Annotated in this window: 19 protein-coding genes and 3 pseudogenes; 9 read left to right on the top strand and 13 right to left on the bottom strand. The window is 68.8% G+C overall.

What is annotated here, in order from left to right; translation table 11 throughout:
* Positions 1–88 precede the first annotated feature (88 nt).
* On the bottom strand, positions 89–994 hold the full coding sequence (locus ABFX55_RS04635) for an alpha/beta fold hydrolase (RefSeq protein WP_346117916.1): 906 nt from the start codon (positions 992–994) through the stop codon (positions 89–91).
* A 112-nt stretch (positions 995–1106) separates the two neighbouring features.
* Here ABFX55_RS04635 and ABFX55_RS04630 point away from each other — a divergent pair, with 112 nt between their 5' ends.
* Complete coding sequence (locus tag ABFX55_RS04630) at positions 1107–1808, top strand: winged helix-turn-helix transcriptional regulator (RefSeq protein WP_346118299.1); 702 nt, start codon at positions 1107–1109, stop codon at positions 1806–1808.
* A gap of 30 nt (positions 1809–1838) precedes the next feature.
* On the opposite strand, the gene ABFX55_RS04625 is transcribed toward ABFX55_RS04630, so the two are convergent.
* Positions 1839–3431: an N-acyl-D-amino-acid deacylase family protein gene (locus ABFX55_RS04625; protein WP_346117914.1), complete on the bottom strand. Its 1593-nt coding sequence runs from the start codon at positions 3429–3431 to the stop codon at positions 1839–1841.
* A 12-nt stretch (positions 3432–3443) separates the two neighbouring features.
* Entirely contained in the window at positions 3444–4724 is a 1281-nt protein-coding gene (locus ABFX55_RS04620) for an amino acid deaminase (RefSeq protein ID WP_346117912.1), read from the bottom strand.
* A 50-nt stretch (positions 4725–4774) separates the two neighbouring features.
* On the opposite strand from ABFX55_RS04620, the gene ABFX55_RS04615 reads away from it, so the two are divergent.
* Positions 4775–5713, top strand: a complete 939-nt coding sequence (locus tag ABFX55_RS04615) for a LysR family transcriptional regulator (protein ID WP_346117910.1) — start codon at positions 4775–4777, stop codon at positions 5711–5713.
* Positions 5714–5717: 4 nt separating this feature from the next.
* Here the strand turns inward: ABFX55_RS04615 and ABFX55_RS04610 are convergent, their stop codons facing one another.
* The 4 genes and pseudogenes from ABFX55_RS04610 to ABFX55_RS49685 form a co-directional block, all read right to left on the bottom strand.
* Positions 5718–6557: an SDR family NAD(P)-dependent oxidoreductase gene (locus tag ABFX55_RS04610; protein ID WP_346117909.1), complete on the bottom strand. Its 840-nt coding sequence runs from the start codon at positions 6555–6557 to the stop codon at positions 5718–5720.
* Positions 6542–7300: an SDR family oxidoreductase gene (locus ABFX55_RS04605; protein WP_346117907.1), complete on the bottom strand. Its 759-nt coding sequence runs from the start codon at positions 7298–7300 to the stop codon at positions 6542–6544. Before ABFX55_RS04605 ends, ABFX55_RS04610 begins: the two co-directional genes overlap by 16 nt.
* Before the next feature lie 8 nt (positions 7301–7308).
* A complete protein-coding gene (locus ABFX55_RS04600) occupies positions 7309–7761 on the bottom strand; it encodes a 2,4'-dihydroxyacetophenone dioxygenase family protein (RefSeq protein WP_346117905.1) in 453 nt (150 codons plus the stop codon).
* A 409-nt stretch (positions 7762–8170) separates the two neighbouring features.
* Positions 8171–8317: pseudogene (locus ABFX55_RS49685) on the bottom strand (Tn3 family transposase); the annotation flags it as partial.
* Here ABFX55_RS49685 and ABFX55_RS49680 point away from each other — a divergent pair.
* Positions 8306–8502 (top strand): annotated as a pseudogene (locus ABFX55_RS49680) (IS5/IS1182 family transposase); the annotation flags it as partial. The pseudogenes ABFX55_RS49685 and ABFX55_RS49680 sit on opposite strands and share 12 nt — an antisense overlap.
* Positions 8503–8515: 13 nt before the next feature.
* Here the strand turns inward: ABFX55_RS49680 and ABFX55_RS04590 are convergent.
* Positions 8516–9094, bottom strand: a complete 579-nt coding sequence (locus ABFX55_RS04590) for a TetR/AcrR family transcriptional regulator (RefSeq protein ID WP_346117904.1) — start codon at positions 9092–9094, stop codon at positions 8516–8518.
* Positions 9095–9183: 89 nt separating this feature from the next.
* Positions 9184–10404: an MFS transporter gene (locus tag ABFX55_RS04585; RefSeq protein ID WP_346117902.1), complete on the bottom strand. Its 1221-nt coding sequence runs from the start codon at positions 10402–10404 to the stop codon at positions 9184–9186.
* 486 nt (positions 10405–10890) lie between these two features.
* Here ABFX55_RS04585 and ABFX55_RS04580 point away from each other — a divergent pair, with 486 nt between their 5' ends.
* Complete coding sequence (locus tag ABFX55_RS04580) at positions 10891–11466, top strand: DoxX family protein (protein ID WP_346117900.1); 576 nt, start codon at positions 10891–10893, stop codon at positions 11464–11466.
* A 695-nt stretch (positions 11467–12161) separates the two neighbouring features.
* The gene (rph, locus tag ABFX55_RS04575) at positions 12162–14837 is read left to right on the top strand and encodes a rifamycin-inactivating phosphotransferase (protein WP_346117898.1); all 2676 of its coding nucleotides are present in this window, start codon (positions 12162–12164) and stop codon (positions 14835–14837) included.
* Positions 14838–15076: 239 nt separating this feature from the next.
* Here rph and ABFX55_RS04570 read toward each other — a convergent pair.
* Positions 15077–15277, bottom strand: a pseudogene (locus ABFX55_RS04570) (prolyl oligopeptidase family serine peptidase); the annotation flags it as partial.
* Positions 15278–15767: 490 nt separating this feature from the next.
* Between ABFX55_RS04570 and ABFX55_RS04565 the strand changes: the two are divergent.
* Positions 15768–17858 (top strand): WD40 repeat domain-containing serine/threonine protein kinase, encoded by a 2091-nt coding sequence (locus tag ABFX55_RS04565; RefSeq protein WP_346117896.1) that lies wholly within the window; start codon positions 15768–15770, stop codon positions 17856–17858.
* Between the two features lie 401 nt (positions 17859–18259).
* On the opposite strand, the gene sigJ is transcribed toward ABFX55_RS04565, so the two are convergent.
* Positions 18260–19369 (bottom strand): RNA polymerase sigma factor SigJ, encoded by a 1110-nt coding sequence (sigJ, locus tag ABFX55_RS04560; RefSeq protein ID WP_346117894.1) that lies wholly within the window; start codon positions 19367–19369, stop codon positions 18260–18262.
* Between the two features lie 136 nt (positions 19370–19505).
* Between sigJ and ABFX55_RS04555 the strand changes: the two genes are divergently transcribed.
* Positions 19506–20699, top strand: coding sequence for an NAD(P)/FAD-dependent oxidoreductase (locus tag ABFX55_RS04555; RefSeq protein ID WP_346117892.1), 1194 nt, complete (start codon positions 19506–19508; stop codon positions 20697–20699).
* A 91-nt stretch (positions 20700–20790) separates the two neighbouring features.
* On the top strand, positions 20791–21420 hold the full coding sequence (locus ABFX55_RS04550) for a DoxX family protein (RefSeq protein WP_346117890.1): 630 nt from the start codon (positions 20791–20793) through the stop codon (positions 21418–21420).
* 166 nt (positions 21421–21586) lie between these two features.
* Here the strand turns inward: ABFX55_RS04550 and ABFX55_RS04545 are convergent, their stop codons facing one another.
* Positions 21587–21961, bottom strand: coding sequence for a nitroreductase family deazaflavin-dependent oxidoreductase (locus tag ABFX55_RS04545; protein WP_346117889.1), 375 nt, complete (start codon positions 21959–21961; stop codon positions 21587–21589).
* A gap of 177 nt (positions 21962–22138) precedes the next feature.
* Between ABFX55_RS04545 and ABFX55_RS04540 the strand changes: the two genes are divergently transcribed.
* Complete coding sequence (locus tag ABFX55_RS04540; RefSeq protein ID WP_346117887.1) at positions 22139–22753, top strand: TetR/AcrR family transcriptional regulator; 615 nt, start codon at positions 22139–22141, stop codon at positions 22751–22753.
* Positions 22754–22886: 133 nt separating this feature from the next.
* Here ABFX55_RS04540 and ABFX55_RS04535 read toward each other — a convergent pair whose 3' ends face one another.
* On the bottom strand, positions 22887–24032 hold the full coding sequence (locus ABFX55_RS04535) for an RNA polymerase sigma factor (RefSeq protein WP_346117885.1): 1146 nt from the start codon (positions 24030–24032) through the stop codon (positions 22887–22889).
* Positions 24033–24038: the final 6 nt, after the last annotated feature.

The following is a 24038-nucleotide window of genomic DNA, read 5'->3' as shown; positions in this document are numbered from 1 at the left end:
CAGATCACTATATACCGGAGGTATATACGCGAGGTACACATGCGGGACCCGGCGAGTGGCCGGGATCGGGCATCGCAACCGTGGTCGGTCACCGCACCCCGGGCTCGGTGTGCCCGACGATCGCCTGGATGACCGTGTCCCACACCTGGCACGGCGGCATCTGGTGGCCCATGCCGGGCAGCGGGATCAGCGAGGCGCCGGGGATCTCGCGGGCCAGGGCCTCGGCGTGGCCGTAGGGGAAGAGCGGGTCCTCGGTGCCATGCAGGACCAGGGTCGGTGCGGTGATCTCGCCGAGGCGGGTGCGGATCGGCTCGCCACCCTCGATCATCCAGTGGTTCGACGCGGCGGCCGGAACCGGGCTGCGGTCGAACGCGCGCCCGGCGGTGCGGCGTACCCGGTCCTCGTCGACCGGGATCGTGCCGGAGAAGGCGTGCTCGGCGGCGAGGAAGTACGCGATGACCGCGTCACGGTCGGACCAGTCGGGGGCGGTGGCCGGCTCCGCGAACATCTTGGCCAACGCCTCGCTCATCGGCGGCAGGTCGGGATTGTCTGGCCCGCCGGGCCCGCCGGGGCTGGTGGACATCAAGGTGAGCGACAGGACCCGTTCCGGGTGCTCGAGGCCGAGCCGCTGTGCGAGCCCCCCGCCCATCGAGATGCCCACGATGTGCGCTGCGGCCAGGCCGTACGCGTCGAGCACGCCGACCGCGTCGGCGAGCAGGTCATCCTGTGTGTACGTCGGCGCGCCGACGGGGAACGTCGTGGAGCGGCCGGTGTCGCGGGTGTCGTAGCGGATCACATAGCGGCCGGACGCGGCGAGCCGGGCGGTGAAGTCGTCGTCCCACCAGTCCATCGACGCCTCCGCGCCCGAGATGAGCAGGATCGCGGGGGTGCTCGGGTTGCCGAAGGCCTGGACGGCCAGGTCGACATCGTTGGCGTGCACCGTCTCCTCCCGTGGGGCCAGGGACGGATTCGTGGTCGGCCGGCTGTCGTGCATGGTGTGCCTCCTGGGTCGGGTCGAGCGTGCCTCGCCGTGACCCTACTTCTAAAATCGAAGTGGGTGCTACTATTTTCATAGTCAAATTTGGCCGACTACGGACGTGGTGGCGATGGAGAGCGCGAAGATCCCTGAGGAAACCTCCGAGAAGATCGGCGAGAAGGTCGGAAAGCGCACGTACGGGCAGGCGTGTCCCATTGCCCACGCGCTCGACATGATCGGCGAGCGCTGGGCGCTGCTGGTGGTGCGGGAACTGCGCCTCGGGCCACGCCGCTACGCCGACCTGCAGGCCGCCCTGCCCGGACTGGGCCCCAGTGTGCTCGCGCAGCGGCTACGTGACCTCGAGGCGGTCGGCGTTCTGCGCAGGCGTACGCTGCCACCGCCTGTGGCCGGCAGGACGTACGAGCTGACCGAATGGGGCGCCGAGTTGGAGCCGGTGTTCGCGGCGCTTCGGACCTGGGGCATGCGCTCACCGGTCGTGCCGCTGACCGGAGGGATCAGCACCGATACCGTACTGCTCGGCCTGCGCGCCTTCTTCGTGCCGCAGCCGGGCGCGTCGTGGACTGCGACGTACCGGATCGCACTGGGACGCGACGTCTACCGCGTCGAGGTCGTCGACGGCGAACTGGGCACCGTCGCGCGCGGCCAGGATCCCGGCCCGGCGGACGCATACATCGAGGGCGACCACCTCATGTTCCAGTCCGTACTGAGCCACGAACGAACGCTGGCCTCGGCGATCGATGACGGCGAGCTCACGGTGACCGGCGACCTTGAGGCGGTCAGGCGATTGGTCGACGCGGTCCCGCCACGCTGACGGAGACCACGCGCACCCTGGCGGGGGCGCTCAGCGGAGCCGGCGGACGGAACGACCGGGCCGGGCACCAGTGGGCCGCCCCTCATCGATCACCCAGGTACCGGCCACCATGACAAAGGGAATGCCCAGCGGGGGGAGCCGAGGTTCGTCGTACGTTGCCACGTCGCCGACCGTTTCGGGGTCGAAGAGCACGAGGTCGGCCAGGTATCCGGGTTTGACCAGACCACGGGTGGCGAGCCCGAGGCGGCTGGCGGGCCGTGACGTCATCTTCGCGACGCATTCCTCCAGCGTCAGCAGGTTGAGTTCACGGACGTAACGGCCGAGAAGGCGAGGGAAGGCGCCCCACGCGCGAGGGTGCGGCCGAGTTCCCGCGAGCAGCCCGTCACTCCCTACCGTATGCGCGGGGTGGCGCATGATGACACGCACGTTCTCTTCGTGCCCCACGTGCTGGAGGCACGTGGTACCGAGCCGGTCGCGGACGAGCAGGTCGAAGTACACGTCCGCGGCCGCTCGCCCCTCCCGTACGGCGAGGTCGGCGAGCGTGGCGCCCACGTAGGCCTGGTTGGCGGGATCACGGACACCGCTGATCTGGACGGTGCTCCAGTCGACCGGTACGCCATGGCACCCGTCGGAGCCGAGCTCTTCCAGTTCCCGTCGGAGCCTCGTACGAGTCGGAAGGTCCTGCAACCGGTCGATCAACGCCTGCGGACCGCCCTCGGCCGCCCAGCTCGGCAGCAACGCGGCGAGAGTGGTCGAACCTGCGGTGTAGGGATAGCTGTCCATGCTGATGTCGCAGCCGTCGGAGAGGGCGTCGTCGATCAGGCGCAGGAGGTCGGCGGCGCGTCCGGCGTTGTCAGGAAAGTTCATCATGGTGTGTGCGAGGTGGAGGGGGCAGCTTGAACGCCGCGACACATCGATCATCTCGGCGTAGGCGGCGAGGGCGTCCCGACCGTAGCTGCGGTGGTGTGGGCTGTGGTAGCCGCCGTGGGCCGCGACCACGCGGCACAGTTCCACGAGTTCCTCCGTGTCGGCGTACATGCCGGGCGGGTAGGTCAGGCCGGACGACATGCCGACGGCTCCCTGCCGCATTCCCTCGGCGACGAGTTCGCGCATCTTGTCGAGTTCGCCGCTGGTCGGTGGCCGGTTCTCCCAGCCGAGGACGAGCGCGCGCACCGTCCCGTGCGGGATCAGGTAGGCGGCGTTGACCGCGATGCCCTCGTCCAGCCGGTCGAGGTAACTGCCCACGGTGCGCCAGTCCCAGTCGAGATCCTCGGGATCGCCGTTCCAGCCGGCGAGCTGGATCCGCAATTGCCGGAGAGTCGTGTCATCGACCGGCGCGTAGCCGAGGCCGTCCTGCCCGAGGACCTCAAGCGTCACACCCTGCGCCGCCTTCGCCACATGATGCGGGTCGGTGAGGAGGGCGAGGTCGGAGTGCGCGTGCATGTCGATGAAGCCCGGAGCCAGCACGAGCCCGTCGACGTCCATCACGCGTCCGGTGCCCGCCGTTGCCTGCCCGGGTTCCGTGATCTCGATGATCATGCCGGCCTTCGTGACGACGTCGGCGCGGTAGGAGGGCCGCCCGCTGCCGTCCACGACCTGGGCGCCCCGGAAGGTGCAGCTCATGAGTCCATCACCTCAGAACAGCGTGCGGATGTAGTCGACGACGATGCCGTCCTCGACCATGGGGATCAGAGACCACTTGTCGAAGACCGTGCAGGGGTGCGAGAGGCCGCAGCCCACCCAGTCGCCGACCTCGAGCCGCGGGTCTCCCTCCACGGCGACATAGGCGTGTTGGTCGTTGAGTGACACGACCTCCAGCCCCTCGACCGGCATCGAGGAGCCATCCGACCGGCGGATCTCGCGCGGGACCGGCAGCCCCACATCGAAGGAAGCGTCTCTCTTGCCGAAGTCCAGCAGCGCCAGGCCAGGCTCAGGGCGGGAGATCACCTGACTCCACAACAACAGCGCGGGTCGCAGCGCGTCCGCCGTCACGCCGCGTGAGGACGGCCCGACCCCGGCATAGAAGCCGTCGTCATGGGTCACATATGCACCGCTGCGCAGCAGGACGCGCGTCGGCTGGGACAAGAGCCACGGCCCGGCCAGTTCCTCGGCCACGATGTCGAAGTACGCGCTCCCGCCAGCACTCACCACGATCTCGTCCGCCTGCTTGAACCGGCCTTCGACGTCGAACTGCCGGGTCAGCCCGCCGATGGTTCGCAGGTAGTCCCTGATGCTACGCAGGGCGGCCGGTGTGGCCTCGTGCGCCACGACGCCTTCGTAGCCGGACACGCCGACGAGGCGCAATGCCGCGCTCTCCGCGACCGCGTCCGCCACCCCTCTGGCCTCCCCCGGGGTACGGCAGCCCGCGCGGCCGCCCGCCGTGCCGAACTCCACGACGACGTCCAGCGGTCGCGAGCGTGGTCGCGAGCGCAGCACCTCATCCATCAAGGCGACCCCGCGCACGGAATCCACACAGCAGACGAAGGTGAAGCCGGGATCGGCGGCGAGCTCCGTCGCGATCCAGGAGAGCGCGGCGGCGTTGACCAGCTCGTTCGCGAGGAAGATCCGTGAGATCCCGAAGGCGCGATAGGCCCGCACCTGGGTGATCGTGGCGGCGGTCATCCCCCATGCGCCGTGGGCGGCCTGGCGGGCGAACAACTGCGGCGCCATGGACGTCTTGCCGTGCGGAGCCAGGTCGAGGCCGTGCTCGGCCGCGAACCCGGCGAGCACGGCGATGTTGTGCTCGACGGCCGCGCGTGACAGGGTCAGCACCGGCGTCGTGAAGCCCGCCTCGAACAGGTCGAGGCGGGCCTCGGCAAGCTCGCCCACGCTCCGCCCCTGCACCGTGGACGGTAAGCCCTTGAAACGCCAGTCGACACGCTCCGCGTGCAGCGCCGCGAGCGCACCTTCGTCCATGTGAAACACTTCGGTGACTCCCCGCGCTCGAACATCCGTTGGTAGTGGCCATGTTGATCAATGACGTCCGCCCTGAATGGCTCGTGTCCTTCCTCGCCATCGTCGACTCGGGAAGCTTCAGCGCAGCCGCGGCGACGACTCACCGTTCACAGCCCCGCGTGAGCACCCACGTCGCGGCACTGGAACGCGCCGTGGGACTCCAGCTTCTGGACCGCCGCCGGCGGCCAGTGGCGTTGACCGACGCCGGCCGGGCGTTCGCCGCGCACGCCCGAGAGGTGGTTGCCGCCATCCAGCGCTGCGAAGGCGAGATGGACAAGTTCCGCGAGGCCAGCCGCGGCCTGGTCACACTCGGCTGCTACCCGAGCGCGAGCGCGCTCTTCCTGCCGAAGTTGCTGATCGAGTTCCAGCGCCGGCACCCGGGAGTGCAGGTGGTCCTCGTGGAGGAGTCGACCCTGGAACTCGGCGCCGATCTGTTGTCGGGGAGTGTGGACATCGCCGTGCGGCCGGTCATGCCGGTACTGCCGGAGGGAAGCACCGAGCGCGTGCTGCTCTGGGAGGAGCCGCTCGTCGCGGTCATCCCCGAGCGGCACCCGCTGGCCAACCACCCGGGCGATCTGTCCCTGGAGATTCTCACCCGCGAGCCGCTGATCACCATCGGGAGATCAGACCTTCCCGAATCCGGGAACTTGGAGACCTATGCGGCCTTTTCCCAGGTCGGCCATGACATCGAACCCGTACTCATGACCAACCAGCCGCAAACCCTGATCGCCATGGTGCGCACCGGGCTCGGGATCGGGGTGACGAATCTACTCGCGGGCCACTGCTCCGACACGAACGGTGTCCGGCTCAGGCGACTCGCCGGGGCCGCTCCCCGTCAGGTCGCGGTGCACTGGCCGGCCGACCGGCCCCTGTCAACGGCCAGTCGGCTCATGCTGGACGCGCTCAGCCGCGAGCCGCTGCCCGACGGCACACACCCGCCGCGAACCTGAACCCTCAGTACTCCTCGCCGAGAATGTCGGCGGTCATCACGGCATTGCCCGCCAGAAGACCGCCGTCCACCGTCAGCGCCGTGCCGGTGATCCAGGACGCCGCGCTGGAGGCCAGGAACAGCGCCGCGTCCGCCACGTCGTCCGGTTCACCGATCCGGCCGAGCGGATACCAGCGAGCCAGCCGCTGGTGAACGGCAGGGTCCTTCGCCAGGCGACCGTCCCAGAACGGGGTCCGGATCGTTCCGGGGGCGATGAGGTTGACGCGTACCCCGCGCGGCCCGTAACGCACCGCCAGAGCCCTGGTGAGGCTGAGCAGCCCGGCCTTGGCGGCGCTGTAGAGATCGTTCCCGAAGTACGAGAACCCGTTCACCGAGCCGATGTTGAGGATCACTCCACCCTCGCGCCGTAGCATGCCGGGAAGCACGGCCTGCGAGCAGAGGAACGGCCCCTTGAGGGTGACACCCACATCGAGATCCCACTCGCGCTCGGACAAGTCCAAAAACGGCAGATCCAGCGTGGACGCCGCGTTGTTGATCAGGACGTCGATCCCGCCGAGAGCGGATTCGACCTCTTCGACCAGACCGTGCACGGAAACCGTGTCGGCGACGTCCACGGTGAAGGCCTGGACCCGGTGTCCCAAGTCGGTGATCGCCTTCGCGGTCTCTCTCGCGGCATCACCGTTGATGTCGGCCACCGCCACAGTGGCTCCCTCGGCGGCGAAACGTTCCGCCAGGTTCCTGCCGATGCCTGAACCGCTGCCGGTGATCAGGACGACCCGGTCGGTGTAGCGATGCATCGTCATACTCTCTTTCTTGTCCTTGTGTGCCTTCAGCGGCTCAGCCATCCGCCGTCCACGACGAGGAGATGGCCGTTCACGTAGTCGGAGGCCCTTGATGCGAGGAAGACCGCGGCCCCGGCGATGTCGTCGGCCCTGCCCCAGCGGCCCGCTGGAATGCGATCCAGGATCTGCTGGGAGCGCATGCCGTCATCCTGGAGGTCCTTGGTGGTGTCCGTGATGATGTAGCCGGGCGCGATAGCGTTCGCCTGCACGTTGTACTCGCCCCATTCGTTCGCGAGCGCCTTCGTGAGGCCGGCCAGCCCATGCTTGCTGGCCGCGTAGGAGGCGACGTTGAGTCCTCCCTGGAACGCGAGCAGCGACGCGATATTGATGATCTTCCCCTGTCCCCGGCGCAGCATCCTGGGACCGATCAGGCGGCAGATCCGGAAGGCCGCGCTGAGATTCACCTCCAGCACGTCCTGCCAGTCGCCGTCGGTGAACCGCTCCGCCGGCGCCCGTCTGATGATCCCGGCGTTGTTGACCAGAATGTCGACGTCCTCGGCGAACCCGCTCACCACGCTCTGCGTCTGCTGCGCGTCGGCGACGTCGAACACCGCGGTATGGACGGTGCGGCCCAGTTTCTCGGCGTGCTCGCGGATGTCGTCGAGGTTCTCCCTGTCCGAGGCGGCGACCAGGTCCGCGCCCGCTTCGGCCAGGGCCCGTGCGACGGAGTACCCGATTCCGCTGCCCGCTCCGGTGATCATCGCCGTCTGCCCGTGCAACGAGAACAGATTGTCGTCGTTTCTCATCGGAACGCCTAGAAGATTATGGGAGCGAGTTCGATACCGAACTGCTCGCAATGCCGGACGTAGCGATCCAGTTTGCTGTCGGCCGTTTCGGCGCCGATGACGTTGTCCTGGTCGTCCAAATATTCGAACGGCCCGTGAATGGAGAACAGGGTGATCATTTCTGCGTCTCCGACGACTTCCAGCGTGTGGATGTCGTCATCGGCCTCGAACACGAAGTCCCCGGCCTTCGCGACCCAGTCGCGCTCGAGGTAACGCCAGGATCCCGCCAGGACGTAGGCCTCGACCGGTCCCAGGTGCCGGTGCCGGTTGACCCGGCCCGCGCGTTGGACCTTGAGCAGGTTGATCCAGCTTCCGGCTTTCCGATTGATGCGCAGGGGTTTGAAATAGATGCCGTCCCCTTGCGGAACCCAGGGGACTTTACTCGCGGCCAGATACAGCTCTTCTTGCGCTGATGAATGCATGAACATATCCTGACGCCGAAACTCCGATGTTTCGAGTCAGACTAACCGGTAAGACTTCTGATCGGAATCGCGCGTTTCGGATAATGACTATCCGTCTCGCGTATGAGAGTCGAGATGTCGGGAGCCCGCAACGGCATTGAACGAATCTTCCCTCTCCTCGGCGAGACCGGCTCCACCGCCGAGATCATCGACCTGCCGGCCAGGATGCGTAACTGACATCTCGAGAGCTCGAACGCTCGCCCGGCGAGAGCGACCCTTCCGGCTCGCCGGTCTCTTCCCTGGTTTCGGGAACTGCCAGAGAAGTCGGGGTACCCATGGCAAGAGCTTGTCGGGGGGACCGACAAGAGCGTATGGGGAGCACAGAAATCCCAGCTCAGGAGCGATTCAGGGCTCGTCGCACAGTTCTTGGCGTCGCCAGCAGCCCACCACCCCACGCGGCCACGATCGGCACCCCGCCCTGGTGCTCGCTCAGGATCGCGTTCGCCGCGGCGTGCGTCCCGGCGCGCACATAGTTCTGATCCACCCGGGAAAGCCGGCCCCGGGTCAACGGGCCAACCGCCGGCGGCGCGGCTCGGCCGGAGGATGGCTCACCGGCTTCGACACCGACCGCTACAAGGACAGGAACTCGTCGAACGGGCGATCAACCGGCTGAAGAACTTCCGCGCGGTAGCCACGCGGTATGAGAAACGCGCCTACATCTTCCTCGGCGCCGTCACCCTGGCTGCCCTGCTCCGCACCTGATCCAAAACAGCCCTCAGGTCGCCATGTCGAGCACGAGCCGGGCCGTGATGTCCAGGAGTTCCGGGGCGGGCGGGCGGCCGACGACGAGCGCCTGGTAGTAGATCGGGCCGAGCATCACGTCCAGCAGGCCGGCGGCGGTCCGCCCGTCCACGGGGCGGCCGGTGTGGCGCTCCAGCACGGCGCGCAGCCCCGCGAGGTCGCGTTCGCGCTGATCGCGGAGGAATCCTTCGCGCAGCGCCCGGGCGGTGTTCTCGTTGGTCTGGGCGTGGCCGAGGAGCGCCAGGAGGACCTGGCCCGCGGGTTCCTGGAGGAATCTGCTGATTCGCCGCAGGTGCAGTTTGAGCTCTTCCTCGGCGGTCGCGGCGCCCATGCGCCAGGCCAGGCCATCGTGGGCGTCGCCGGTCAGGGTGTCGAGGAGGATGTCGACCTTGGACTTCCACCACCGGTAGACCGTCTGCTTGGCGACCCCGGCCCTGGCGGCGATGCTCTCGATGGTCACACCGTCGAACCCGCGCTCCACCAGCAGGTCGTCGGCGGCGTTGAGCACCGCCAGCCGGATGCTCTCACTGCGTTTGGGGCCAGTGCGGCTCACGACGGCGGCCGGCTCGGCGTCATGCTTGGCGGGGATGGCCGGCCTCCTCCCAGATCCTTCTCACCACCCGATTCTGGCACGGGCTCCGGTCAGCGCCCGCGCCTGGCAGCCATCAGGCTGAGCAGCACGGCGAGGGCCAGCGCGGCGACCACCGCGCTGAAGATCTCCCCGGCCGGGCGCAGGCTGGACGCGTGGATCAGCACGCCCACGCCGATGGCCGGAACCGCGAGCATCGTGTAGAGGATGGCGAAGAAGGTCGACACCGACGCTCCGCGATGCCGGGGAGCGCTGCGAGCCGTGATGGTCGCGATGCCCTGCCCGAGGGCGACACCAGTCGCCAGCCCGTTCACCGCGGCACCGATCAGCAGCGGGACCAGCCAGGTCGTGGCCAGGGCCAAGGCGATCAGGCCGGCGGCGGCGATCAGCCCCAGACAAGCGGCGGGCAGGGCGACGGCGTCCTTCAGGACGCGGATCAGCAGCTGCCCCAGCGCCGTGCACGCGAACGCGATGAAGACCACCAGACCCGTGAGCGCATGGCTCGGCTGGTGCAGCAGCGTGCCGAGGAACAGGCCCGTCACCGCGGTCAGGACGCCGAGGACGGCGAAGCCCGCTCCCGCGGCCATGGCCGAACGCAAGAACTCCGCCCGGATGTCACCCGGGACGTGCAGCGGCTGGAACCGCAGCGTGAAGCCGGAGCGGTGCACGGCGCTCTCCCGGCCGGCCGCCACGCCCAGCGATCCCAGCACGGCCAGGCCCCCCAGGACAACCCATGGGGTACGCAGCGGCTCGGGCGCGAGGTCGGCCAGGATGCCGGCGAGCAGGGTGCCACAGGCCAGGCCACCCATGTTGGCGAACAGCGCCACGGTGGCGGGCCGGACCCGGGCGTTCGGCCCGATCAGCTCGGTGAGGGCGGCGGTGGCGGCGCCGGTGACCAGCGCCGCCGACAACCCCGACACGACGCGGGCGGCGAGCAGCACCGCGACGTCCTGCGTGACCAGGAAGATCACGGCCGCGACCGCTGACAGCACGGTCGCGGCCACCAGCGTGGGCCGCCGGCCGATCTGGTCCGACAGCCGTCCGAACGACAGCAACCCGGCCACGACCCCGAGGGCGTACACGCCGAACACCACCGTCACCGTGAACGGGGAGAACCCGAGGGCCTCCCCGTAGAGGGGATACAGCGGGGTCGGCGCGGTCGTGCCCGCCATCGTGATCCAGAAGGCGAAGGCCACCGCCGTCACGGCCGGGCCGGGGCGGCGCCTGCGCGCCGGGGCGCCGCTCGGGGCGGCGCCGGGGGTGGAGTTCAGCATGAACCGTCCTGTTCTGGTCGAGTCTTGGGTACGACCCAGGAGACTAGACTCAACGTTGCGTCTATTCAAGCGGCAATCGGCAAGGCCACCGCCATCGACCCCGCCATGCTGTCCATGGCGCTGCGTCTACGCGACCAGGACCTCAGCCTGCGCGAGATCGCCTCCCGCCTGGTCATCACCCAGGGCGCCAAGAGGGGTCGGCCAGGTGGTGCGGAGAGTTTGGGCCCCGTGAACGCGAGCCTCTCGTGGACGCTCGATCCCCGCGCCGCGGAAACCGTCCCAGCCCGCAGTCACGGGTCAATTTCTTGTTTTCGCAGCTAGACCGCGTCTCGCGTGTCCCACCGTGTCCCGTGGACGGCGCGCGCGACCCTGCTGCGGTGGTCAGATGTGTCCTGTCAGCACGTACCGAGCACCACGCGCTGACGAAGGAACGAACAGAACCAGCGCGTTCCCCGGCCAACCCGACAAGAAAGGCAGTGACAGGACATGAGCCAGCACGTCAGCGAGAACTCACTCGACGTCAAGGACATCGAGCAGCAGCCCAAGGAGCGCGGAAAGAGGTTCACGCTCAACGGCGCAGTCTGGTCACTTCAAGTGTTGTTCGGCTTCTTCTTCGCCGGCAGCGGTTTCGGCAAAGTGCTGTTGTACGACGGAGCCCTGTATGCGGCAGCGCCCCGGGCCGTGGCGTGGTACGCCGCGGTGCCGCAGTCCCTGATCGTCTTCATCGGGATCTGTGAGGTACTTGGCGGGGTCGGCCTGATCCTGCCGGCGATGACGGGGGTTAAACCGAAGCTGACGCCGCTCGCCGCCGTTGGCCTGGCGCTGACGATGGTCCTCGCGGCTGGTTTTCATATCATGCGCGGCGAATACGCGTTGGTGCCCGCGAATCTTTTGCTGGGAGGCGTCGCGGCGTTCATCGCGGTCGGTCGATGGAGGCTGAGGCCCGTCGCACCCGCGATCATCACCACCTCGCGCGCCCTCAAGTCGTTCGCGGTCCTCATCGCACTGGCCCTGCTGGTATTCGTTCCGACGTGGTACACGATGACCAACGTCCAATTCTGATCACACCGTTTCGCACGCCGTGGCCATATCGGTGAGGAGTTTCGACACCATCATGAACACGCCTGAACTGGCGGTCCGCGCGGTTTGGTCGAGGAGGCCGGTTAGCCAGGCATCCGACTCGCCAACCCGGGTCGAAGTGCGTGCGCCCGGGCACGCGGCGCAGCGCGTCGACCGCCTCGGGGCGGCCGATCAGCGACGCCAGACCAGTGCGCGGCGGCGCGTCGGTCAGGCACGACCAGGCGCTCGCGGCGCATGCCGGCCGGGCGTCTCGCGTCCGGCCATCGCGCTGCAGCCGCCGCTTCGCGAGAAGCTTGTCAGTTCCGGTGGACGACCAAAGGCGAAGGCAAGGAGATCCCTCTCCTTGCCTCTCCCAACGTATAGCGCACCGGGGGGCTTGCGGCAAGACCCGGGTGGTGCCGCAGAATCGTCGGCCGAGGCCAGAACCTGCGGAAAGGGGGGCTCGACATGCCTGTGTTGTCGATGTACGGGGGACGCGGTGACGTCGAACCGGTGGTGGGACTGGCGGTGCGGGGGTGCACGCCACGTGGCTGGGCGGAGCGGAAGGCCGACTCGGCACGGGGAAGGCAACGGAGATGGCGACGTGCTCGACAAGGGGGTTCGACAGACCGCGAGGCACCGGTGATTCGATCGGCCGGTGCAGTGCGACGGAGCACGGCCGCCGCGGAGGTATCGCAATGATCGAGCAGTACGTGATGGGTCTGCAAGAGGTTGACGAGACGCAGGTCGCGGTCGTGGGCGGCAAGGGCGCGCATCTGGGCACGCTGTCGCGGATCGAAGGGATCCGCGTGCCGGCCGGCTTCTGCGTGACGACGGACGCCTACCGGCGCATCGTGGCAGAAGCGCCGTCGATGGCCGATCGGCTCGATCAGCTGTCGCACCTGAACCCGGATGACCGGGAGGCGATCCGCACGCTCAGTGCGGAGATCCGCCGGACCGTTGAAGGGATCGCGATCCCTGGCGATCTCGCGGCGGCGATCACCCGCGGGCTCGCCCAGCTCGGCGAGCAAGCCGCCTACGCCGTGCGGTCCAGCGCGACGGCAGAGGACTTGCCGACGGCCTCTTTCGCGGGCCAGCAGGATACTTACCTGAACGTCGTGGGCCCGGCGGCGATCCTCCAGCACGTCAGCCGGTGCTGGGCGTCGCTGTTCACCGAGCGGGCCGTGACCTACCGCCAGCGCAACGGCATCGACCACCGTACGGTCCGCATGGCCGTGGTCGTCCAGCAGATGGTCCACGCGCATGCGGCAGGCATCCTGTTCACGGCCGACCCCGTGACGGGCAACCGGAAGGTCGCCACCGTGGACGCCAGCTTCGGCCTCGGCGAAGCCCTGGTCTGCGGCCTGGTCAATCCGGACGTGTTCAAGGTCCGCGACGGCGAGGTCGTCGCCAAGGCGGTCGCCGCCAAGCAGCGTGCCATCCACCCGCTGCCGGGTGGCGGGACACAGGAAGTGGCGATCGACCCGCAGCGGCAGGAGCAGGCGGCGCTGACGGATGCGCAGGTCGTGCGGCTCGTGCAGCTCGGGCGGCGGATCGAAGCGCACTTCGGCCGCCCGCAGGACATCGAATGGTGCCTGGTCGATGATGGCTTCCAGATCGTTCAGAGTCGGCCGATCACCACGCTGTTCCCCATCCCCGAGAGAGGCGACCAGGACAATCACGTCTACGTCTCCGTCGGTCACGGGCAGATGATGACCGACCCCATGAAGCCCTTGGGGCTCTCCATGTGGCAGTTGACGGCCATGGCGCCGATGCACGAGGCCGGCGGGAGGCTGTTCGTCGACGTCACCCCGCGCCTGGCGTCGCCCGCGGGCCGCGCCGGCCTCCTGGAGATGATGGGGAGGTCCGATCCGCTGATCAGGGACGCGCTGGAGACCGTCCTCGACCGCGGCGACTTCGTCCCGTCGCTCCCTGACGGAGGTCCCGGTGGGCCGCCGGCCGGCGGCCCACCCGCCCCGATCGAGACGGATCCGGCCATCGTCACCGAGCTGATCGAGCGCAGCCAGGCGTCCATCGCCGCCCTGCGGCGCGACATCCGGACGAAGACCGGACCGGCGCTGCTCGACTTCCTGCTGGATGCCTTCGAGGAGCAAAAGCGGGTCCTCAGAGATCCGCTGAACTTTCAGGCGATCATGGCGGGGATGGAGGCCACGTGGTGGCTCAACGACAAGCTGTACGAGTGGCTGGGCGAGAAGAACGCGGCCGACACGCTCACGCTGTCCGCCCCTGACAACGTCACGTCGGAGATGGGACTGGCGCTGCTCGACGTCGCGGACGTGATCCGGCCGCATCCGGAGGTGGTGGCGTTCCTGCAGGGCGTCGAGGACGAGGGCTTCCTGGACGAGTTGCCGAAGCTCGCGGGCGGGACCGAAGCGCGCGACGCCATCGAGGCATACCTCGACCGGTACGGCATGCGCTGCGTCGGCGAGATCGACATCACGAGGCCCCGCTGGAGCGAGCGCCCCAGCACGCTCGTGCCCGTGATCCTCGACAACATCAAGCTCTTCGAGCCGGGCGCCGCCGAGCGGCGCTTCGAGCAAGGGCGGCAGCAGGCGGAGAAGAAGGAACGGGACGTGCTTTCACTCCTGCGGGCCCTGCCGGACGGGGAGCAGAAAGCCGACGAGGCCAAGCGGATGATCGACCGGGTCCGGACGTTCATCGGCTACCGGGAGTACCCGAAGTACGGCATCGTCAGCCGCTACCTCGTCTACAAGCAGGCCTTGCTGGAGGAGGCCGAGCGTCTCGTGCGGGCCGACGTACTTCCCGAGAAGGAGGACATCTTCTACCTCACATTCCAGGAGCTCCACGACGTCGTGCGCGCCAACCAGGTGGACGACCAGCTCATCCAGCAGCGCAAGGACGCGTACCGGTCGTACCACGCGCTCACGCCGCCCCGGGTGCTCACCTCGGACGGCGAGGCCATCACCGGGGCGTACCGACGCGACGACGTGCCGGCCGGTGCCCTGATCGGCCTGCCGGTCTCCGCCGGGACCATCGAGGGCAGGGCCCGCGTCATCCTGGACATGGCTGAGGCCGATCTCGAAGCTGGCGACATCCTGGTCACGGCCCATACGGACCCCAGCTGGACGCCCCTGTTCGTCGCCGTCTCAGGCCTGGTGACGGAGGTCGGAGGATTGATGACTCACGGGGCAGTGATCGCACGGGAGTACGGTTTGCCGGCCGTCGTCGGTGTGGTCGACGCCACCCGGCTGATCCAGAACGGGCAGCGGATCCGCGTACACGGAACCGACGGGTACGTCGAGATCCTGGCATCCCACCCGACCGCCGCCTCCAGCCCAGAGAACAGCAGCTTGTTGGGCGAGTTGGCATTCTGCCCTCGGGGCGTCCGGTAGTACTCGACGGCGTTGACGATGTCGACGTCGGTGATTCCGGCCTTCTCCCGCTCCCCGACCGAGTTGGGGATGTAGGTCGTGATCAGCGGGTCCTTGCCCCGCGCCTCGGCCGTACGCTGCCTGCCGATCGTCTTGAGCGTCCTGAGCGCCGCGTCCGCGCTCAGGTCGCCCTCACGCACAAGCCGCCCGTAGTTGGCGGCGACCATGGTCACCAGCGCCTTGATCCGGTGCTCGGTCATCGTCGCGTTCGCGGCGTAGCCTCCACCGCCGCACACACCCAGGCATCCGATGCGGTCCTCATCGACATAGTCGAGTGTCACCAGGTAGTCCACGGCGCACCGGAAGTCCTCGACCCGCGTGGCCGGATCCTCCAGGTATCGCGGCTCACCGCCGCTCTCGCCCTGATGGGAGGCGTCGAACGCCAGCGTCACATACCCCATCTGGGCGAGCCTCTCGCCATAGATCCTGCCGGACGCTCCTTGCAACTGCTGATCGGATGGGCGCAGACGATCGCCGGGTACTTCTGTGTGGCGCTGCCCAGCACCCCGCCAAGGTGTCGGGATTAGACCTAATCCCGACAGGCGGCTCTGCCGGGTCAAGCCGCAGCGGCGAGCCGGCTGGCGGCTCTCACCCAGGTCCTCACCGCCGCCGGGTATGAGGTGGTCGTCGCGGCGCCGGTGTCGACGCCGACCATGTGGCCGACCAGCGAGACGTAGAAGTCGAGATCGAGCTGATCATGCTGGGGTGCGCAACGGTCTGCTCAGCCGTTGACCTCAAGATCGGACGCAACTCAGGTCGCCTCGACGATGCCACCCGGCTCGGGGCACCGTCTCGCCGGGCGAGGGCGAAAAGATACATAGGTGCATATCCCGCGCATCTGGTTTACTGCGGACCATGAACGGGGTCTTAGTGGCTGGCCGATATCGCTTGATGGAGGAGATCGGCGCAGGTGGGATGGGCCGCGTCTGGCGCGGTCAGGACGAGCTGATGGGTCGTACGGTCGCGGTCAAGGAGATCCGCCTGCCGACGGCCGACGAACACGTTCACGAGCGGGTCGTGCGCGAGGTCAAGTCGGCGGCTCAGCTCAACCATCCCTGCATCGCGACGGTCCACGACATCGTTTCGACCGACAACGGTCCGATGATCGTCATGGAGTACTTCGCCGGCCGCTCACTGGCCCAGGTGATCGCTGCCGAGGGCCCGCTGCCGATGGCGCACGTGCGCGGGATCGCTGTTGACGTGTTGAACGTGCTGGTCGAGGCGCACCAAGTGGGCATCGTCCATCGAGGTCTCAGGCCCTCCAACATCCTGCTGTCCGACGCCCGCCTCGTCGTGACCGACTTCGGCCTCAGCCGTTCGGCCGAAGAGCACTCCGCCACGGCCCCGGACGCGCCGTTGAGCGCTGCGGCCTTCCTGTCGCCGGAGCAGGTGCGCGGTGAGGGGACGAGCGCGGCGGGCGACCTGTGGTCGCTGGGTGCCACGCTCTACGCCGCGCTGGAAGGGCGCTCGCCGTTCGAGGGTCCGACCCTCGTCGCGACGCTGGCGGCGGTCCTGGCCGCCGATCGGCCTCGCCCGGAGCGGACGGGTCCGCTGGCCCCGCTGCTGGACGCCCTGCTCCAACGGGATCCGGCCCGCCGCCCGACCGCCGCCCAGGCGCTGGCGATCCTCGCCGCGGCACCTCCCACATGGCCACTCGCCGCACCTCCCGCTGCCTTGCCTGCCGGACCGCCCATGGCCACGCCGGCCGCACCTCCCACCGCCCCATACGCCGCATCGCCCGCCGCACCGCACCCCATGTCGCCCGCCGCGCCGCCGGCCGGGCCCGCGCTCCTGCGCCGCCGCGGTTTCCTGTACGGCGGAGCCGCCGCCCTGCTGGTCGGCGCCGGCGCCACGGCCGCGATCCTGCTGCGAGACGACACACCCATCCGCGCGGCGCAGGCCCAGCCGTCGACCCCGCAGGAGACCGGCGGCGTGCTCGACCAGCAGTCCGGTACGCCCAGTCCGGCGACGACCGCTCTGGAGTGGAAGGCCCTGCACACCTTCACCGGTCACCACAAGAGGCAGCCGGGCCAGGCGCTGTTCACCCCGGACGGCGAGTCCGTGATCACCAGCCGCTACCGTGGCGCCATGCTCGCGACCTGGGACGTGCGCACCGGCCAACGGCAGCGCGTCTTCGGCGACGCCGAACTCGGCTCCGACTCCCTGTCCCTCGATCCGGACGGGTCCAGGGTGGTCACCTCAGGTGTGACCTGGGCTTCACTGTGGAACCCGACGACCGGCGCCATGCTCAAGAAGCTGGGGGGCCACGCAGTTCCCTGGGACACGAAGTTCAGCCCGGACGGCTCGGTGCTGGTCACCACCGGTAAGGGCGAGCACGTCCTGCTGTGGACCCCGGACGGCAAGCTGCTCGCGAAGCTGAAGGGGCACACCGGCATCGTCTGGAACCCCGCCTTCAGCTCCGACTCCACCCTGCTCATCACTCCCAGCGAGGATCGCACGGCCCGGTTGTGGGACGTGCGCGACCGCAAGCTCCTGCACACTTTCAAGGACCACCTGGACATCGTCACCGACGCCTCCATCAGCCACGACGGCAAACTCGCGGCCACCTCCAGCCGCGATGGCACCACCCGGCTGTGGGACACCGACACCGGCGAGCAACTGGCCGAACTGGAGGGCGAGGCCTACAACGTCGCCTTCCGGCCCGCCGACCCCGCGGTCCTGGCCACCACGGACATCGGCGGGCCGTTCCGGTACTGGAACCCGGCCTCGCCCGGGCAGCCCACGGAGCTGCCCAACCACGGCCGGCTCAACGCCCTGACCTTCTCCGCTGACGGCTCACTCCTGGCCACCTGCGCCGAGAGCGGCGAGATCTTCCTGTGGGACGGTGCCACGGGAGCCGCAGCCGCAACCCTTACCGGCCACACCGGCGCGGTGCGGTTCGCGGCCTTCAACCACGACGGCACCGCGCTGGTCTCCTGCGCGGAGGACGGCACGGCGCGCGTCTGGCAACTCTCGCGGTAGGGCCCGCCCACGTCAGACGGTGAGGAACCGCGTGCTCGCGGCCGTGCCGCCAGTCCTCCCCACCGGGCGTGAAGGGGAGGCGTGGAACTCGCTGCGCGTGGTGCTTTGCTCACTTTATGCTGAGCGTCGTAGCGCAGCCGTCTGAGCGGGGCGGGTGGCCATAGTGGTGAACCGCCCCCGGCTCCGGTGGCACCTGCAGCTATGGCCACGCCGGCCCGGCCCCCCAGTCGACCAAGCTGAGGGCGAGCTCCGGAGGCCTTTACCTGGCAGGGTCGAAGCATCCCGCTGAGTTACTCGGGGGTACCGCCAACGGCTGTCCGCAGGTTCCTCAACCCCGCTCTGCTACCTGGCGGCTGGGAACACCTTCGGGAGCGGCGGGCCGAATCCACGGGGATCATCTTCTATCGCTCTGGCACCACTTGCTGTATCTGATTCTCCTGGTTCTGCGGTCCCACCGTCCACGGCCGGAGCTTGTCGGGGTTGCGTACCGCCCAGATGTGCTTGATCCGCTCGCCTGCGATGTCGAACGCGTACACCGATACGGTGACGCCGTCCTGCTGGGCGATCAGGCCAGGCTGGCCGTTGACCGTACGCTCCAGCATCGTCAGGTTGCGTAGCCTGCCCTCGAGAAGGATTAGAGAGCGCACGATCTGCTCAGCGCCTTCGACCGGGCGGAGCACGGAGCTGACGCTGCCGCCGTCGGCGATCGCCGTGGCGCCGGGGTCGAGGAGACCGATGAGGGCGTCGATGTCCTTGGCTTCCCAGGCCTGCTTGAAGTTTCTCACGATGCCGGCCTGCCGGGCCGCCGGAGTCGCGGGAGCCCGCGACGCGCGAATACGACGGCGGGCTGAGGAGGCCAGCTGGCGGCAGGCCGCCGGGGTACGGCCGACGATCTCGGCCACTTCGGCGAAGGAATACCGGAAGACGTCGTGCAGGATGAAGGCGACGCGCTCGGCCGGGGTCATCGTTTCGAGCACGACGAGGAAGGCCATGTTGACCGACTCGTCAAGGGTGACCCGGTCGGCCGGGTCGACGGCGATGCCGTCGGACCGCCCGGTGATCCACTCCGTGGGTTCGGGCAGCGGCTCGGGGATCCATTCGCCCACGTAGGTCTCTCGCCGGGCCCGTGCCGAGGAGAGCAGATTGAAGCAGATGCGGCTGGCGACCGTGGTCGACCAGGCGCCGGGGGATGCGATGGCTTCCTGCTGCTGCCGGGACATGGCGTACCAGCGGGCGTAGGTCTCCTGGACGACGTCCTCGGCGTCGACCAGGGAGCCGAGGAGCCGGTAGGCGAGATTGATCAGCTGACGCCGCTCGCTCATGATCGCGCTCAGGCCCGGATCGAGCTGGTCGCCTCCCGGCTCGGATGGGGTGGTCATGGTGTCGTCGGCTCCCGTGGTCGCATCTGCCTTTACCAGTTCGACAAGACAGCGCCGCGAACTGTGAGGTTGGCGTGTCGCCTCACATTCCGAGGCGTTGTGTTGTCGGACTGGTGAGACACCATCCAGCACGCAGGAGTGCTGAAGTCGAGCACCCTCGTCGGAACGCGTGATAGTCCCCGCGGTCGGCCGCTTCGTGATGAAGGACCGACCCCATCGGGTCGCAAGCCTCACATCCTCGCTGAGATCGAGAAGGGAAGACCTCGCCATGCCCACGCCTGAACACCACACACCCCACAAGGTCGTCGTCATCGGCGGCGGCTACGCCGGAACACTGGCGGCCAACCATCTGCGGATGCGCGCCGACATCGACATCACCCTGGTCAATCCCCGCCCGGAGTTCGTCGAACGAGTCCGGCTGCATCAGTTCGTGGCCGGCACCGGCGAGGCCACGGTCGACTACGGCACGCTACTGGGCGAGGGCATCGGGTTGGTCGTCGACAGCGCCACGCGCATCGACACCGCCGCTCGCACCGTGCAACTGGCATCGGGCCGCGCGCTGGACTACGACTACGTCATCTACGCGGTCGGCAGCACCGGGGCGACACCGTCATCGGTGCCCGGCGCGGCCGAATTCGCGTTCGACCTCGCTGTATTCGAGACCGCGCAACGGCTGCGTGCCAGGCTGGAGGAGTTGCCTCTCGATGCGCCGGTCACCGTGGTCGGCGGTGGCTTGACCGGCATCGAGACGTCCGCCGAACTGGCCGAGCAAGGGCGCACGGTCACGCTGGTGTGTGGCCGGACCCTGGCGCCGACATTCAGTGCACCGGGTCGCCGAGCCGTGGCCAAGTGGCTGTCCCTGCACGGTGCCTCGGTGCTCGAGGACACCGTGGTGAGCGAGGTCCGGCCGGACGTGGTCGTCTTCGCCGACGGTGCGGTGCGCGCGAGCGCACTGACCATCTGGGCGGCCGGTTTCGGCGTGCCGGAGTTGGCGGCCGCGAGCGGGCTGCAGACCGACGAGCTCGGCCGGCTGCTCACCGACGAGACGCTGACCAGCGTCGACGACGACCGCGTCGTCGCGGCCGGGGACGCCGCCGCACCGTCGGGCCGGCCGCTGCGGATGAGCTGCTACGCCGCCGGGCCGCTCGGGGCGCAGGCCGCGAACACCGTGCTGAGCCGCATCGCGGGGAACGAGCCGGCGACGATCAAACTGGCCTTCTCGGGGGCGTGCGTCAGCCTCGGCCGACGCGTCGCCATACGACAGCTCGCCCGCAAGGACGACACCGCGGTGAACGTCTACGTCGGCGGCCGCACGGGCGCGGCGATCAAGGAAGTGACCTGCACTGTCGCGGTGTCGAGGATCCGCCACGAGGCCCGCAAGCCGGGTTCCCTCGTCTGGCTCAAGGGCGGCCCGCGTCCCGAGCAGCCGGCCTCCGCTCCGCGAGGGGTCACGTCCCCGTGAACACCGGCGAGCACAGAGAGGGCCTTCCCAGGGCTACAGCGAGGCCGCGACTTCGAACCGAGTCGCTCACAACCCCTGTCAGGAGAATTGCATGAACAGGCCAGAGACGTTCCAGCACGCGACGAAAGAGAGATCGGCCACCGTCGCACGAAGAGGCTGGAACTGGAGCCACATCCGCCCCATCGCCTACTGCGCCACCACGTTCGTCATCGTCTTCGAGTTGACGGCTGGATCGGTGTGGAACCTTCTGCCGATCGAATGGGTGGAAGTCCAGTTGCGCCACCTGGGATACCCGCACTACTTCGCCTACATCCTGGGCGTGTGGCAGGCTGCTGCGGCTGTCGCGCTCATCGCGCCCAGGCTCCCGCTGATCAAGGAATGGGCGTACGCGGGTTGCTTCTTCCTGTGGTCGAGTGCCGTGGCGTCGCATCTGATAGTCGGCGACGGTCTTCAGACGTGGGGGGTGCCGCTGATGTTCGGGACGTGCGCCATCGCGTCGTGGGTGCTGAGGCCTGCCGACCGTCGGCTCCCGGAGACGCGGCGGGACCGCCCCGCTGACGCTGGACAGGATGGGGCCGGTCCGCCGGAAACCCGCCCTCGCGCTTGGGCCGTTCCGATCGGGATCCTCGTCGTTCTGTATGCCGTTTCGTTCCTCACACTGCCGGCGGTCGAAGCCATGATGCACGAATGGGCCGTTGAGCTCGGCTGGATCGACGCGTAGCGGCCTCGCCGGGTGGGCCCAGGGCCACGAGCCCGGCCTCACACACGGACATCGCTTGCCGACCCACAACGCGACTCTCACGCGCTGTCACCGCCCATGCCAGGTCCTGCCGCCTTGAGAAACAGGCACCCAACGGTGGACGAGGCTCCGCGCTGGACGTCGAGCGTCAGCCTGCGACCACGTCCAGACGAAGGAACTCGGTGATGCGAAGCAGCCTCGGTGGACGTGCCACCTCATCGGAGAGGGCCTGGAACGCCTCGTCCTCCCCGACGAGGCGTGGGGCGGCGAGCTTCACCTCCCTCCCGTCGACCTGGAGCCGCGCACCGTTGGCCGCCAGGACGTTCTGCACCCAGTCCGAGCGCGATCCGTACACCAGCACGAAGAGGTAGCCGCCGTCGATGGGATGCGCATCGAGAGGCGTGCGGTACGTCGCGCCAGAGACGCGACCGACGTGAGTCAGTACCGGCCACTTCCCGCCCGCGATCGCGCGAGGGTTGAACATCCGCTTGTTCACATGCCCCCACCACCTCGGCATCGGCATAGGGATCTCCTTCTCTCGCCCCGGCGAGGCGCGTCGTCGGTCAGACATATCCAGGATGGCTTACGTCCGTAAGGTAGCTTACGTCTGTAAGGTTTGCTTACACTTGTAAGGTTGTCAACCTGCCCATACCCGGGAGCCGTCGTGTCACCACCACCACAACCGCTCAGCAGAGGCCTCGTGCTGGAAGCCGCGATCCGCGTCGCGGATCGCGGCGGCGTGGAGGCGATCACGATGCGACGGGTGGCGCAGGAACTGGGAGTGGAGGCGATGTCGCTCTACCACCACGTACCGAACAAGGACGCGATCCTCGACGGTGTGGTCGACGCGGTGTTCGCGGCGATCAAGCTACCCAGCGCCGAGTGCGACGATTGGCGCGACGCGATCCGGGCGCGCGCCTCCTCCGCGCGTGCGGTCCTGTCGCAGCACAGCTGGGCACTCGGCCTCATGGACTCCCGTCGCAACCCGGGGCCCGCGACGCTACGCCACCACGACGCCGTCCTCGGCGTCCTCAGGGAGGCGGGGTTCACGTTGCCGATGGCCGCGCACGCCGTCTCGCTCATCGACAGCTACATCGGCGGGTTCGTCCTCCAGGAGGCGAACCTGCCGGTGAGGACGCCGGACGATGTCGGTGAAGTGGCCGGCAGCATCCTCGAGCAGCTGCCGGTGGACGAGCTGCCGTACCTCACAGAGATGATCGTCAACTACGCCCTGCGGCCGGGCTACGACCACACGAGCGAGTTCGGCTACGGCCTGGACCTGATCCTGGATGCGCTCGAAGCTCGCCGGAAGTAGAGCCCCGGAGGGGATGAGGCGCTGCGCCGGCGCTGCGGTTCCGGGTGGTGATGAGTCATCTCGGCGAGCTGGGACAAGCTCGGCGTCAGCGGCCCGTCATCGGCGCGACCAGCACGGCCGGGGTGAGCCGTACTCACGCCTGTAGCAGTTGCCGCACCCGGGCGGCCTCGCGGGTGAGGTGGACGTGCTCCGGCAGGCTGGTCGCCGCACGGGCGGCCTCGGCGTACAGCTCGGCGGCCTGCTCAAGGTCACCGGCGCGTTCGAGCAGGTAGGCCCGTACCGCGGCGTAACGGGGCAGGTCGGGGCTCACCTCGGCCAGTGCCGCCAGGCCTGCCTGCGGTCCGTCGGCCTCGCCGACCGCCACCGCGCGGTTGAGCCGTACGACCGGACTGCCGGTGAGGAGCAGCAACTCGTCATACCACTCCACGATCTGCACCCAGTCGGTCTCGGAGGTGCTCGGGGCGTCCGCGTGCAGGGCGGCGACCGCGGCCTGCGCCTGGTACTCGCCCAACCGGTCGCGGGCCAGCGCCGCCTGCAGGATCGTCACTCCCTCGGCGATCAGGCAGGTGTCCCAGCGCGATCGGTCCTGCTCGGCGAGCGGCACCAGGCGGCCTCCGGGGCCGGTGCGAGACGCGCGGCGCGCGTGGTGCAGCAGCATGAGCGCGAGCAGCCCCGCGACCTCGGGCTCGTCGGTCAGGGCGAAGAGCTGGCGGGTGAGGCGGATCGCCTCGGCCGCCAGGTCGACGTCCCCGCCATGCCCCTCGTTGAACACGAGGTAGAGCACGCGCAGCACGGTGACCACGTCACCGGGCTGGTTGAACCTGACGGACGAGACCGTTCGCTTGGCCCTGCTGATGCGCTGGGCCATGGTCGCCTCCGGCACGAGGTAGGCCTGCGCGATCTGGCGCGTGGTCAGGCCGCCGACCGCGCGCAACGTGAGCGCGACGGCCGAGGCCGGTGTCAGGGACGGGTGGGCGCACAGGAAGTACAGCTGGAGCGTGTCGTCCACCGCCTCGCCAGGACCTGGCACGGGCTCGGCCTCGACGCGTACCTCGCGTTGCCGTCGGGAGGTGTCGGCGCGGGCGGCGTCGAGGAACTTGCGCCAGGCCACGGTGACCAGCCAGCCCTTGGGGTCGCCCGGCAGGTCGTCCGGCCACACGCGCGCGGCCTCGATCAGGGCGTCCTGCACGGCGTCCTCGGCCGACGCGAAGTCGGCTCCGCGACGGACGAGGACGCCGATCACCGTGGGGGTGAGGGTCCGCAGCAGGGACTCGTCCACCGTTCG

The sequence above is a fragment of the Nonomuraea roseola genome (assembly GCF_039535395.1).
Taxonomy (GTDB): Bacteria; Actinomycetota; Actinomycetes; order Streptosporangiales; family Streptosporangiaceae; genus Nonomuraea; species Nonomuraea roseola.
This window is presented reverse-complemented; position numbering and strand designations above follow the sequence as displayed.